General features: G+C 73.0%; 10 protein-coding genes and 2 pseudogenes. 6 read left to right on the top strand and 6 right to left on the bottom strand.

The window, feature by feature from the left end:
- Positions 1-179: 179 nt before the first annotated feature.
- The 3 genes and pseudogenes from ACZ501_RS14115 to ACZ501_RS14105 all read right to left on the bottom strand — a co-directional run.
- Positions 180-458: a hypothetical protein gene (locus tag ACZ501_RS14115; protein WP_468795233.1), complete on the bottom strand. Its 279-nt coding sequence runs from the start codon at positions 456-458 to the stop codon at positions 180-182.
- Between the two features lie 497 nt (positions 459-955).
- The gene (locus tag ACZ501_RS14110; protein ID WP_468795230.1) at positions 956-1,960 is read right to left on the bottom strand and encodes a hypothetical protein; all 1,005 of its coding nucleotides are present in this window, start codon (positions 1,958-1,960) and stop codon (positions 956-958) included.
- A 487-nt stretch (positions 1,961-2,447) separates the two neighbouring features.
- Positions 2,448-2,594 (bottom strand): annotated as a pseudogene (locus ACZ501_RS14105) (thioredoxin-disulfide reductase); the annotation flags it as partial.
- A gap of 325 nt (positions 2,595-2,919) precedes the next feature.
- Here ACZ501_RS14105 and panD point away from each other — a divergent pair.
- From panD to ACZ501_RS14090, 3 genes are all read left to right on the top strand, one after another.
- A complete protein-coding gene (gene panD / locus ACZ501_RS14100; RefSeq protein ID WP_361608905.1) occupies positions 2,920-3,339 on the top strand; it encodes an aspartate 1-decarboxylase in 420 nt (139 codons plus the stop codon).
- Positions 3,340-3,444: 105 nt separating this feature from the next.
- A complete protein-coding gene (locus ACZ501_RS14095) occupies positions 3,445-4,083 on the top strand; it encodes an aspartate/glutamate racemase family protein (protein WP_361608907.1) in 639 nt (212 codons plus the stop codon).
- 333 nt (positions 4,084-4,416) lie between these two features.
- On the top strand, positions 4,417-5,805 hold the full coding sequence (locus ACZ501_RS14090) for a transglycosylase family protein (RefSeq protein ID WP_468795227.1): 1,389 nt from the start codon (positions 4,417-4,419) through the stop codon (positions 5,803-5,805).
- Between the two features lie 24 nt (positions 5,806-5,829).
- Here ACZ501_RS14090 and ACZ501_RS14085 read toward each other — a convergent pair.
- A pseudogene (locus ACZ501_RS14085) lies at positions 5,830-6,645 on the bottom strand (DMT family transporter); the annotation flags it as partial.
- A gap of 280 nt (positions 6,646-6,925) precedes the next feature.
- Here ACZ501_RS14085 and ACZ501_RS14080 point away from each other — a divergent pair.
- The 3 genes from ACZ501_RS14080 (at position 6,926) to ACZ501_RS14070 (ending at position 10,311) form a co-directional block, all read left to right on the top strand.
- The gene (locus ACZ501_RS14080; protein WP_361608911.1) at positions 6,926-8,401 is read left to right on the top strand and encodes an SDR family NAD(P)-dependent oxidoreductase; all 1,476 of its coding nucleotides are present in this window, start codon (positions 6,926-6,928) and stop codon (positions 8,399-8,401) included.
- A 563-nt stretch (positions 8,402-8,964) separates the two neighbouring features.
- Positions 8,965-9,138, top strand: coding sequence for a hypothetical protein (locus ACZ501_RS14075; protein WP_361608951.1), 174 nt, complete (start codon positions 8,965-8,967; stop codon positions 9,136-9,138).
- A gap of 189 nt (positions 9,139-9,327) precedes the next feature.
- Positions 9,328-10,311 carry an NAD-dependent epimerase/dehydratase family protein gene (locus ACZ501_RS14070; protein WP_468795224.1) on the top strand — a complete coding sequence of 328 codons (984 nt, stop codon included), beginning with the start codon at positions 9,328-9,330 and terminating at the stop codon, positions 10,309-10,311.
- On the opposite strand, the gene ACZ501_RS14065 is transcribed toward ACZ501_RS14070, so the two are convergent.
- Together ACZ501_RS14065 and ACZ501_RS14060 are read right to left on the bottom strand one after the other, a co-directional pair.
- Positions 10,297-11,736 carry a lipase maturation factor family protein gene (locus ACZ501_RS14065; protein ID WP_361608943.1) on the bottom strand — a complete coding sequence of 480 codons (1,440 nt, stop codon included), beginning with the start codon at positions 11,734-11,736 and terminating at the stop codon, positions 10,297-10,299. The two genes, ACZ501_RS14070 and ACZ501_RS14065, sit on opposite strands and share 15 nt — an antisense overlap.
- 11 nt (positions 11,737-11,747) lie before the next feature.
- Complete coding sequence (locus ACZ501_RS14060) at positions 11,748-12,278, bottom strand: DUF1990 family protein (protein ID WP_361608941.1); 531 nt, start codon at positions 12,276-12,278, stop codon at positions 11,748-11,750.
- Positions 12,279-12,315: the final 37 nt, after the last annotated feature.

The raw sequence follows: 12,315 nt of genomic DNA, 5'->3' as shown, positions 1-12,315 counted from the left end.
GTGTGAAGACGTGGCGGTTGCGGTGGTTGCCTTTGAAGGCGGTCGGGATGGCCAATGACGGCTCGCTGGGCTTCCAGAGAGCGGGTGGTGTCCCGCTACGTGACTCAGGCGGCGGTCGAAGCCGAACGCTGCTCGGTATGAGCGCTGTACCGAGCAGCGGGTCTGGCGCGGCGCTGGGCTCAGGCGGCGTCGCTTGCGACGGACGGATGCCTTCGCGGGCCGAATGCGGTGTTGAAGGCGCGGCAGTGCGTCGTAGGTACGAGTAAGTGCGGCGCGCCCGAGCCGGTTCGGACCGAGCGGGGGCCGGTCTGTCCCGCTGTGAGGGCGTCGTACGGGGTGAGGACGTCGAGGTTGTCGAACACGTAGTAGAGGGGCAGCCTGGTCCACGCGACGAGCTGGAGGTGCGCGTTGAGCGCGGTGCTCTCGATCGCGTGGCGGTGCGTTGCGCGACTGGTCATGCTGCTCTTGCAGTCGATCATTGCGACATGGCCTTCTTTAGCGGCAAGGAGGTCGGGCGTCCACCGGAGGGAGCTGTCGGTCTTTCGGAGGGCGGTTTGAACGGGCTGGGTGAGGACTCCCTGCCCCACGGGTTGACCGCCCATCCGCGCGCGGTCAGTTCCTTGGCGATGCGCTGCTCGTGGGCGTCCCCCACGGCTTTCCTCTGCTGGAAGCTCGGCATGACGTGAAGTCTTGCGCAGTACGGTCCCGTCAAAACGAGAGGCAGACGCAGACAGGCCAGGCGGAACGCCGCAGAGGCCGTCTCACTGCGTCCGGCTGTGTACGCCTGCGTCCGGCGGTGTCTCACTGCGTCCGGACAACAATGGCGGGAAGTCATCCACTTTGCCCACAGAGCTGTCGGCGCCCGGCCGGGTCCGGTGGCTTGTGTATCCACGCGTTGACCGTTCGAGGGCTTCGGGGAGCTGTCCGGCTCCCCGAAGCCTGACAGGAGTGCTGATCAGCGAAGGCGGAGACGGCGCAGGGCCATGACGGTGCCGTCGGGGTGGAGGGAGACGGGACCGCGCCACTTGGCGTCCCAGGGGTCGATGGGCCAGGAGTCGCGGAGGGAGTGGGCCTCGTGGCGGTACTGGTCGACGCGGCCGTCCCGGAGGTGGTCGAAGAGGTCCTCCGCCAGGCCGGAGAAGGCCTCCACCCGGACGCCGTTGAGGCGGAAGACGTGATCGGTGCCCACGAACTTCCTGCCGTGGATGGTGTGGGTGACGTCTTGGACGATGCCGGTGCCGGCGTGGGTGAAGGTCTCGAAGTGGCCTTTGCCCTGTCGCTTGGTGAGGTACCGGGCGGTGGGTTCGCCACCTCCGGTGAAGGCCATCAGGCCGGCGGCATCCGCCTGGGCGAGGACCCGGCCGAACCAGCCGCACTCCTCGGGACGCACGTGATAGCCGACCGGCGGTTCCTCGTTCGGTCCGGTCGGGGCGTCGATGCCGGGCCGGATGCTGCGGTCTTCGACGGGAGGGTCGAGATGGAGGTCCTTCGCACCGGCCAGGGTGCCGTCGCCTGGGGCGTGGAGTAGGTAGAGCGTGATGCTCTCGCTCTTCTTGGGGAGCGTGGTGCCGAAGACGAAGGCCGGTGTCTCGTTGTACGCGCCGATGTGGATGCCTTCCACGTCGGCGGAGGCGGTGGCGAGCTGCTTGTGGACCTGGGCCGTGTTGCCGTGCGTGCCCTTGCAGGTGACCGGGATGACCCGTGACGGCTCGCCCGGCTTCCACACCTCCAGGAAGAAGCCCGGCCGGCGCGGGGCACTGCTGCGTCCCGCCTCCCTGCCGGTCAGCTCCCAGCCGGCCCGCATGGCTATCTCGGCGTCGATGACCGAGACCGAGTGATCCGGGTACTGGGCGGCGAGGACGCGCCGGGCGAAGGCCAGGGCGAAACCGATACCGAGCTCGCCCGACTGTGTGGCCGCGTAGTGGCGCCTGGGGTTACGGCCCTCGGTGGACAGTGCCATGTAGTGACCGTCGTTGCCGGTGAGGGCCTGGCAGTACTTCAGGCTGGCCCAGTGCTCGGCAAGTCCTCGCCCCGCGCCTTGGCGGGCGAGGACGTTGGCCCGGCCCAGAGCATGGAGTACGTCCCAGGGAGTCAGTCGGAGCGACAGTCCGAATGGCGTCACGGGCAGCGGCCGAAGCTCTGGTTTGCGGCGCAGAGGAGCCTGGTTCTTCTCCCGCTTGGCCTTGTCGTCCGCGGTCGCAGCTTTGGCAACGCTGCCCGCGAGGTCCGATGTCGAGTGAACGGCTACGTTCCACGGCTGCGCGAGATCCCTCAGCACGTCTGCTCGCTTCAAGCTGCTTCCCCCTACGTTCGTACGGGTTGTACAGGCCGACGTCGCAAGCTAAGTGGGGGAGCAGGGGCGCATGAAGGGCGTAAGCGCGCACATAGTCGGCGTCGCCCCCACCCTGGGTCGGGGCCAGCCAGTCAGGCGTTGACCTCCGCCATGCCGCGTCCGTGCTGCTGTCGCACCGGACGGCGAGGCAGCGCCCGGCGTCCAGGGCGGCTGCGCAGCCCGAGCCAGCTGCGGTGATGGCTTGGCGGTGGGTGTGGTCGACTACGTCGCCGGCGGCGAAGACGCCAGGGATGTTCGAACGGTGGAGGAGGAGGCAGGCACAGGGACCGGTCCTGCGAGCCCTGACTGCCAGCCGATGGGGGACCGACACACCTGCGTGATGTGCCGTCAGATAAGTCAGCATCTGGTCAGCATCAGTCCCCCCACGCTCCGAACAGGCTGACCGATGCGAAGCCTGGCCGCAGCGTCGGAACGGCCTGGTGCCCACGGAAGCGCAGGCCAGAAGCGCTCTCCTCCGTGGCAGTGGATTTTCCCTTCGATCTCCGTTCGGATGCCTGCCGGTGTAGAGTGCAGGACGCCCTTGACCTGCAGAAAGCTGGCAGGGAGCCGTCTTCCAGGAGTCCAACATGCTTCGTACCATGTTCAAGTCCAAGATCCACCGGGCCACCGTGACGCACGCCGACCTGCATTACGTCGGGTCCGTGACGATCGACGCCGATCTGCTCGACGCCGCCGATCTGCTGCCCGGGGAGCTCGTCCACATCGTGGACATCACCAACGGGGCGCGGCTCGAGACGTACGTGATCGAGGGGGAGCGGGGGTCCGGGGTCATCGGGATCAACGGGGCCGCCGCGCATCTCGTGCACCCGGGGGACCTGGTCATCCTGATCAGCTACGCGCAGGTGGACGACGCCGAGGCGCGGGCGCTGAAGCCGCGCGTCGTGCACGTGGACGGGGACAACCGGATCGTCGAGCTCGGCGCGGACCCGTCCGCGCCCGTGCCGGGGACCGGCCAGGAGCGCAGCCCCCTTTCCGTGGCCGTCTGAGCGGAGGGGGTCCATGGCTGTCGAGCTGGTGAACGAGCGGGAGACCGGGCGGCTGCCGGCCGTCGAGACCGCCCGGGCGCGGCTGGGGCGGGACGGCGACGCGTCGTGACGGGTCTGGTCCTGCTCCACACCTCCCCGGTGCACGTCCCCGTCTTCGACGCGCTGCGCGACCGGGAGCACCCGGGGGCCGTACTGCGCCACCTCGTGGTCCCGGAGCTGCTGGAGCGGGCCCGGGTCCACGGCCCGGAGGCGGTGGAGGCGGAGGTGGCGGGGCTGCTGCGCGACTCCGGCGGGCCCGTGCTGGTCACCTGCTCGACCATCGGGGCCGTCGCCGAGGCCCTGGGCCCCGGGCTGGGGTTCCCGGTGCTGAGGGTGGACCGCCCGATGGCCGCCGAGGCCGTCCGCAGGGGCCCGCGGATCGCCGTACTGGCCGCGCTGGAGTCGACGCTCGCGCCGACCGGGGAGCTGATCGCCGAGGAGGCCGCCGGGCGGCCCGTCGACGTGCGCTGCCGGGTCGTCGCCGGGGCCTGGGCCCGCTTCGAGGCCGGTGACACCGCCGGCTACCTCGCCGCGGTGGCCGAGGCGGCCGACGCCGTCACGGACGCGGACGTCATCGTGCTGGCGCAGGCCTCCATGGCGGGCGCGGCCCGCCTCGTGCGGACCTCCTCGCCCGTCCTCTCCAGTCCGGCCCCCGGCCTGGCCGCCGCTCTGTCCGCCGCTGCGTCCGGGGGGCGTACGGGCTGAGATCGGGGGCAGGCGGGGGCCATGGTGCGAAACACAGATCAGACGCAGCCGCCGGTCCCCGGGCCGGATCCGGTCCCCGCTCCCGTTCCGCCGCTGCCGGAACCCGGGCCCGTGCCGCGCCCGGTCCCGCCGGTGCCGACGCCCGTCCCCGAGCCGGACCCCGTGCCCCCGCCGCCCGGGCCCGCGCCGATCCCGCAGCCGGGGCCGCTCAGCTGACCCGGTCCCCGTACGGAACCTACAACTCCGGCCGCGGTGCGGCCGGTTGTCGCCCTTGTCAGACCATCGGGCCGCCGCTACGTTGTGCGGTTCCTGATGTCTTCCAGGGGGGCTCCCATGGGTGTACGGGGCCGGCACCGCCGGTATCAGCCGAGCAGCATCAACCGGGCCTCGCTCGTCGTCACCGCGGGTGGCGCCGGGATCGCGCTGCCCCTCATCGGCGCCGGGGACGCCCAGGCCGCCTCGGTGGACACCTGGAACAAGGTCGCCGCCTGCGAGTCGACGAACAACTGGCGGATCAACACCGGCAACGGCTACTACGGCGGCCTCCAGTTCAGCCAGAGCACCTGGCGCGAGTTCGGGGGCACCGCCTTCGCGGCGCGCGCCGACCTCGCCACGAAGGCGCAGCAGATCGCCGTCGCGGAGAAGGTGCTCAAGGGGCAGGGGCCCCGGGCGTGGCCGGCGTGCGGCCCGCAGGCCGGGCTCAGCCGCAGCGGCCCGGCGCCCGCGGTCGACACCGGAAAGCCGGCGCACGGCACCGGGAAGCCGGCCGCGCAGCCCGCCGGGGCCACGGCGCAGGCGCCCATGGACCGGATCCAGCCGACCAAGGCCACCACCCCGACCCCCGTCAGCATGCCCCGCCCGACCGGGACGTCCGTGCTGCCGAACCCGTACACCGTCGCGCCCGGGGACTCCCTGTCGACGATCGCCGCCGACCAGCACGTCGAGGGCGGCTGGCAGGCGCTGTACGAGACCAACCGGTCCACCGTCGGAGCCAACCCCAACCTGATCTTCCCGGGCCAGCGCCTCACCCTCAGGATCACCACCGCCCCGCCGGCCCAGAACCCGGAGAAGCCGCCGCGCACCGCCGAGCCGGTCAAGCCCGTGGAACCGGCCGCCCCCAAGCCCGAGCAGGCCAAGCCCGAACAGCCGAAGCCCGAACAGCCGAAGCCCGAACAGCCGAAGCCCGAACAGCCGAAGCCCGAACAGCCGAAGGCCGAGCAGGCCAAGCCCGCCGCGAAGCCCAAGCCCGCACCCGAGCCGGCCTCCAAGCCCGCCGCCAAGCCCGCCTCAGCGGAGCAGAAGCCCGCCGCGGGCGCCGGGGCCTACACCGCCCCCGTCGACGCCGCCCTCGGCACCGCCTACCGCGTCGCGGGATCCTCCTGGTCCAGCGGCTACCACACGGGCGTCGACTTCCCGGTGCCGACCGGCACCAGCGTCAAGGCCGTGGGACCCGGCACCGTCGCGTCGGCCGGCTGGGCCGGGGCGTACGGCTACCAGGTCGTCATCAAGCACTCCGACGGCCGCTACTCCCAGTACGCCCACCTCTCCGCGCTCGGCGTCAAGGCGGGCCAGCAGGTCTCCGGCGGCCAGCGGATCGGCCGCTCCGGCTCGACGGGCAACTCGAGCGGGCCCCACCTGCACTTCGAGATGCGCACCGGCCCCGGCTACGGCTCCGACATCGACCCGCTGAAGTACCTCCGCGGCAAGGGCGTCGGGATCTGACCCCCGCACGTGCGGCGGCACGACCGTGAGCAGGACCAGGCCGGCCGCCGCCAGCGCGCCGCTCGCCAGCGCCGCCACCGCCCCGGCGGTCCCGTACCGGAAGCCCTCCTCGAACAGCGAGATCCCGACCGCGGCCGCGACCACCGGGTTGACGACCGTCACCGTGGCCAGCGGCGCGGTCAGCCCCGCGCCCCGGTAGGCGGCCTGCGACAGCAGCAGCCCGGTGGCCGCCAGTACGGCGATCGCCGCCAGGTCCGGCCACAGCGGGACCAGCGCGGCACCGGGCGAGAAGCCCTCGGCCACCGACTTGGTGAACACCGAGGCCATCCCGAAGGCCGAGCCGGCCGCCGCCGCCAGCAGCACGCTGCGCAGCACCGCCGTGCGCGCCCGCCGCGCCGCGAGGAACAGCGCCGCCGCCCCGGCCGCCGTGACCGCCAGCAGCAGGGTCCGCTCGCCTCCCGCCAGGGCGTGCTCCTCCCGTCCCTCCCCGCCCGTCAGGGCCAGCAGCCCGGCCAGGCCCGCCGTCGCCAGCACCGCCCCGCGCCAGGCCGCCGCGCCCGCCCGGCGGCGTACGGACACGGCCGCCATCGGGAGCGCGAAGACGATGGTCAGCGCCCCGAGCGGCTGCACCAGGCTCAGCGGCCCGTAGGCCAGCGCCACCACGTGCAGGAGCGCGCCCAGGCCGTTCAGCGCGACCGCCGCCCACCAGCCGGCCCGGCGCAGCGGCGCGCAGGGGCGGTCCGGCGAGGTCGCCGCGACGTGTTCCTGGACGATCGCACCGCCCGCGTAGGCGACGGCGGACACCAGGCAGAGCAGAACCGACAGGGCCAGGGCACTCATAGGTTCACCATGCCCCACCCGGACGCGCTCTTCATCCGCCCGGAGGCGGCATGATCGCCGGCCGAGTCATCCTCCTGGCATACACCATCGGGAGTACGCGCAACCCGGCCCCCGCGGGACGAAGGGCCGCCATCCGTTCCATACCGTGACAGTCGGCTCGCGGTGCGTGAGGCGGGCGGGGACGGGTTTGGTCCCGGGCGTGTCGGCTCCGTACAGTTTCCGTTTTGGGGACTTCCGCAGCAGGCGGATGCGGACCAGCGAGCAAGGAACGGCAGCGGCCATGACGGTGACCGAAGACAACCACGCATACGGGCCGGGCATCGACCCCGAGCGCCTCGCCGTCTGCCTCAGCGTGCTCGACGAGCTCGACAAGATCGACGTCGACCACCCCGACGCCATCACCGTACGCCGTGCCACCGCCGGCATCTACCGCACGGTCAAGCAGCGCCGCCGCCAGGAGCGCCGCGCCGCCAAGACCGCCAACGACAAGGCCGTCACCGAGGCGACCGCCACCGGCTCCGCCGAGCGCATCGACGACGAGACCGAGGGCATCCTGCCCTCCTCGGTCACCGAGGCGGGCCGGATCGCCGGGATACTCCAGCGCCCGCGCTCCTGCTACGTCTGCAAGACGCGCTACGTCGAGGTCGACTACTTCTACCACCAGCTCTGCCCGGAGTGCGCCAACGAGAACCGGGCCAAGCGGGAGGCCCGCGCCGACCTCACCGGCAAGCGCGCGCTGCTCACCGGCGGCCGGGCCAAGATCGGCATGTACATCGCGCTGCGGCTGCTGCGCGACGGCGCCCACACCACCATCACCACCCGCTTCCCCAAGGACGCCATCCGCCGCTTCAAGGCGATGGAGGACTCCGCGGACTGGATGCACCGCCTGGAGGTCGTCGGCATCGACCTGCGCGACCCGGCCCAGGCCGTGGCGCTCGCCGACCAGGTGGCCGAGGCCGGTCCGCTCGACATCCTCGTCAACAACGCGACGCAGACCGTGCGCCGCCTGCCCACCGCCTACGCCGCGCTGGTCGAGGGCGAGAGCGCTCCGCTGCCCGCCGGCGAGCTCCCCGCCCACCACGTCATCGGCGCCTTCAACTCCGGTGCGGTCGACGGCCTGGCGGCGCTGCCCGTCGGCGTGAGCGGGCTCGAGGCGCAGAAGGTCGCCGACCTCGCCCTGGTCGCCGGCAACGCCAGCCTGGAGCGGCACCTCGACGGCACCGCCATCGACGCGGGCGGCCTGCTGCCGGACGTCGTCGAGAGCAACACCTGGGTGCAGACCATCGACCAGATCTCCCCCGTGGAGCTGCTCGAGACCCAGCTGTGCAACTACACGTCGCCGTTCATCCTGATCAGCAAGCTGCGGCCGGCCATGGCCGAGGCCGCGCGCAAGGCGTCCAGCGGACGGGCGTACGTCGTCAACGTCTCGGCGATGGAGGGCGTCTTCAGCCGCGGCTACAAGGGCGCGGGACACCCGAACACCAATGCCGCCAAGGCCGCGATGAACATGGTGACGCGGACCAGCGGCCAGGAGATGTTCCAGAGCGACCGCATCCTGATGACCTCGATCGACACCGGCTGGATCACCGACGAGCGCCCGCACTTCGACAAGCTGCGCCTCGCCGAGGAGGGCTTCCACGCGCCCCTCGACCTGGTCGACGGCGCGGCCCGCGTCTACGACCCGATCGTGCGGGGCGAGGCCGGCGAGGACCTCTACGGGGTCTTCCTGAAGGACTACGCGCCCGCCAACTGGTAGTCACCCCCGGGGGGCCGGCCGTCTCGGAGAGACGGCCGGCCCCTCACTCGTACGGGCGAACCCCCCGTCAGGTCCGGCGGGCCCGGCGGCGACCGGTTCCCGTACCGGCCGCCGGCCCCGTACCGCCCCTGCGTCCAGGCCCGACGTCCGCTCGGCCCGCGCGGCCCGGTGCGGCGGCTCGGCCGTCCGCCGCCGTCCGGCCGCTCCGGTGCGCGTGCGGCGGCTCGGCCGGCCCGTCCACACTGTCGACCGTGGACACCTCCGAGATAGCCACAGCCGCTCCCTCCGTCGTCCGCGCGCACGTGCCACCGCCGTCGAGGCGGACCGGCCCCGACGCGGCCGCAGGTGTACGACTTCCTGCATTCGGGGCGAAAACGAGCGGTCCGGCGCGGATTTTGCCGTTCCATCGAGCGGCCCCCCGCTCATATGTGTACCCTAAGGCGCAAGGAGCCCCACCCGGGCACCGCTCCATCAAGGCGCCACCGCGTCCGGAAAACCTTTCGATTTCCCTATCCGGCGTGCGGTCCCGCCCGCCGGGTTACGCCACACCAAGGGAGTGCGCGGTGACTGAGACGAAGAAGAAGCCCGAGCCGACTCTGGAGCGCACGGGACGGGGGGCGAACACGCGGTCCGACGAACTCGGCAGCCTCGAGGTCTGGGCCCGCTCCGCACCCATCCGGCTGGCAGGCTACGAGGACGACCTGGCGGAGCCGCACATCCTGCCCGGCATCGACTGACGGCACCGGGCCGCCGGCCACCGGCCGCGGCCCGGACCGTACCCCCGCCCCCGCGCCCTCCAGGGCGACGGGGGCGCGGCATGAGCACCGGGCGCCGCCGCCGGTTCCCCGTTCCCCTACGCCGTCAGCGTCATCGCTGTGGGCGATCACGCCTTCCGCCGCCCCGCCGCGCCCGGCAGGGTCGAGCCCATGAGACTTCTGATGCTGGGTGGGACCGAATTCGTCGGGCGCGCGATCACCGAGGACGCCCTGGACCGTGGCTGGGAGGTCACCGTCTTCCACCGGGGGCACCACGCGCCCCCGCCCGGAACCTCCGCACTGCACGGGGACCGCACCGCCCCCGACGGGCTGGCCGCCCTCGCCGAGGGGGAGTGGGACCTGGTCGTCGACACCTGGAGCGGCGCCCCCACGGCGGTGCGCGACAGCGCCCGCCTGCTCGCCGGCCGGGCGGCCGGGTACGCGTACATCTCCAGCTGCTCCGTGTACACCTACCCCGCCCCCGCCGGCCACGCCGAGGACGCCCCGGTGGTGGAGGGTTCGCCGGACGCCGGCTCCACCGCCTACGCCGAGGACAAGCGGGGCGGCGAGCTCGCGGCCGTCGACGCCTTCGGCGACCGCGCCCTGCTCGTGCGCGCCGGCCTGATCACGGGCCCGTACGAGAACGTCGGCCGGCTGCCCTGGTGGCTGAACCGCGTCGCCCGGGGCGGCCCGATGCTCGCCCCCGGCCCCCGCGACCTGGCGCTCCAGTACATCGACGTACGGGACCTCGCGCGCTGGACCCTCGACGCGGCCGCCGCCGGGCTCGGCGGGGCCTACAACCTGGTCGCCCCGGCCGGACACGCCACGATGGGAAGCCTCCTGGACGCCTGCGCGGCCGCCACCGGCGTCCGGCCCGAACTGCGCTGGACCGACCCGGCCGTGATCCTCGAGGCGGGGATCGAGCCCTGGGTCCAACTGCCCATCTGGCTCCTGGAGGGCGAGACGTACGACTACATGTTCGGCAACGACGTCACCAAGGCCCTCAAGGCGGGCCTCACCTGCCGGCCGGTCGAGGAGACGGCCGCCGACACCTGGACCTGGCTGCAGTCGATCGGCGGTGTCGCCCCGCAGCGCCCCGACCGTCCGGCCAAGGGCATCTCCGCGGAGCAGGAGGCCGCGCTACTCGGGCTCTGAGGAGGCGGCCTGCGTGAGACGGGTCGGCGGCAGGTACTCGCGCAGCAGCCTGCGGTGCCACCAGGCGCCCGTCTCGCGCAACTCCCGCCAGGTGGTGAAGCGGTAGCGGTAGAGCCTGGCCCGTACGAAGCGGGGCGGGGCGTCCGGGAAGGGGTTGTGGCGGATCAGCCGCAGCGTGTCCCGGTCGCCCGCCAGCAGCCGCTCCACGAACGGCCCGAACCAGTCCCGGGCGTAGCCGGGGGAGAGCGCCGCGAACCACATCAGCCAGTCGAGCCGCAGGTGGTACGGGGCGAACTGGCGCGGGATCCGGTGCGGTTCCCCCGGCTTGCCCTTGAAGCCGTACTCGCGCCAGTCGCCGTCCTCGTGGGGGACGCGGTCCGCGGTCCCCTCGACCACCACTTCGTCCCGGATCCGGCCGACGGTGCCGAAGGCCCCGTAGGTGTTGACCAGGTGCAGCGAGTCGAAGGAGCGGTTCATCACCTGGCGGCGCGAGACGAGGTTGGCGACGGGGTTGCGGCTCAACGCCAGCACCAGCACGGTCAGGGCGCACACCAGGACCACGTACCAGACGGGCGCGCCGCGCGAGGCCGCGGCCGGCGGGGGGCCAGCGATGCCGGTGAAGTCCACCGCCGAGAGCGCGAGCGTGATCGTCAGCCAGTTCAGCCAGGCGAAGTTGCCGGACAGCACCAGCCACAGCTGCGTGGCCACGATGATCCCGGCCGCGTACGAGGCCACTGGCTGCGGGGTGAACAGCAGCACGGGCAGCACGAGTTGGGTGACGTGGTTCGCCGCGCACTCCACCCGGTGCAGCGGCTTCGGCAGGTGGTGGAAGAACCAGCTGAGCGGCCCCGGCATCGGCTGCGTCTCGTGGTGGTAGTCGAGGCAGGTCAGCCTGCGCCAGCAGGCGTCGCCGCGCATCTTGATCAACCCGGCTCCGAACTCCACCCGGAACAGCACCCACCGCAGGAGCCACAGCACCAGCACCGGCGGCCCGGCCCGGGCGTTGCCGAGGAAGATGGCGAGGAAGCCGACCTCCAGCAGCAGGGACTCCCAGCCGAAGGAGTACCAGGTCTGGCCCACGTTGACGATGGACAGGTACAGCAGCCACAGCACCGCCCACAGCCCCATGGCGGCGCCCAGCGGCACCAGGTCGCCCGCCCCGGCGGCGAGCGCGGCCGACAGGGCCGCCCCGGCCCAGGCGCAGCCGGCGAAGAGCCGGTCGGAGTAGCGCAGTTGGAACAGGCTCGGGGCGCGGCGGAAGGGCACGTACCGCACGTAGCGCGGGACGGGCAGCATGCCGTGCGCCCCGATCAGCGCCCGGAACTGCAGGGCGGCCCCGACGAAGGCGAAGACGTAGACGCCGGCCAGGGCCCGCTGGAAGACCAGCCGGCCCAGCCAGTACCCGGGCGCGGTGAACCAGTCCATCCCCTCCAGTATCAGCCGCCGGCGGCCAGCGCGCGCAGGCGCCGGCCGAGCAGCCGGGCGTAACCCCGCTGGAGCACGGGGACGAGCGGGCCCGCGAGGCGGGTGTACCAGGCGGCGGGGCGGCTGAAGGCGGTCACCTCGAACCACACCGTGCCGTCGGCGTCGAGTTCGACGAGGAAGGACTCCTCCCCGCTCTCGGGGTGGCCGGTGAGGGTGCCGTAGGCGAAACCGGCCCGGTCGGGCCCCTCCGGGACCCAGACGACCTCGCAGGGGACGCTGATGCGCAGCGGCCCGGCGCCCAGCCCGACCTCCACCCGTGCCCCGGGCGCGGCCGGGCCGTCGGCGCGGACCCTCGCCCCGGTCGCCCGGTGCATCCGGAAGTCGGTGACGGCCGCGCCGGCCGCCGCGAAGACCGCGCGGCCGTGGCCGATCCGGGTGCGGTGGTGCAGGTGGTGGTAGCCGGCGGGCAGCGGCCGCAGCCTGGTCGCACCGCGCTCGGGGTAGCTGAGGACGGGCCGGCCGGTGCCGGTGAGGCGGGTCATGGGGAGCTCCGATCGGGGCGGGGGGGGGGGGGGCTGG

Source organism: Streptomyces sp. NPDC034085 (assembly GCF_055575555.1).
The sequence above is the reverse complement of the archived record's forward strand: the minus strand, read 5'-3'. Positions and strand labels throughout refer to the sequence as shown.

Coding starts and splice junctions, on each gene's coding strand:
- ACZ501_RS14090 (WP_468795227.1), top strand. CDS start 4,417: ATGGGTGTACGGGGCCGGCACCGCCGGTATCAGCCGAGCAGCATCAAC.
- ACZ501_RS14115 (WP_468795233.1), bottom strand. CDS start 458: ATGACCAGTCGCGCAACGCACCGCCACGCGATCGAGAGCACCGCGCTC.
- ACZ501_RS14060 (WP_361608941.1), bottom strand. CDS start 12,278: ATGACCCGCCTCACCGGCACCGGCCGGCCCGTCCTCAGCTACCCCGAG.
- ACZ501_RS14080 (WP_361608911.1), top strand. CDS start 6,926: ATGACGGTGACCGAAGACAACCACGCATACGGGCCGGGCATCGACCCC.
- panD (WP_361608905.1), top strand. CDS start 2,920: ATGCTTCGTACCATGTTCAAGTCCAAGATCCACCGGGCCACCGTGACG.
- ACZ501_RS14065 (WP_361608943.1), bottom strand. CDS start 11,736: ATGGACTGGTTCACCGCGCCCGGGTACTGGCTGGGCCGGCTGGTCTTC.
- ACZ501_RS14110 (WP_468795230.1), bottom strand. CDS start 1,960: ATGGCACTGTCCACCGAGGGCCGTAACCCCAGGCGCCACTACGCGGCC.
- ACZ501_RS14070 (WP_468795224.1), top strand. CDS start 9,328: ATGAGACTTCTGATGCTGGGTGGGACCGAATTCGTCGGGCGCGCGATC.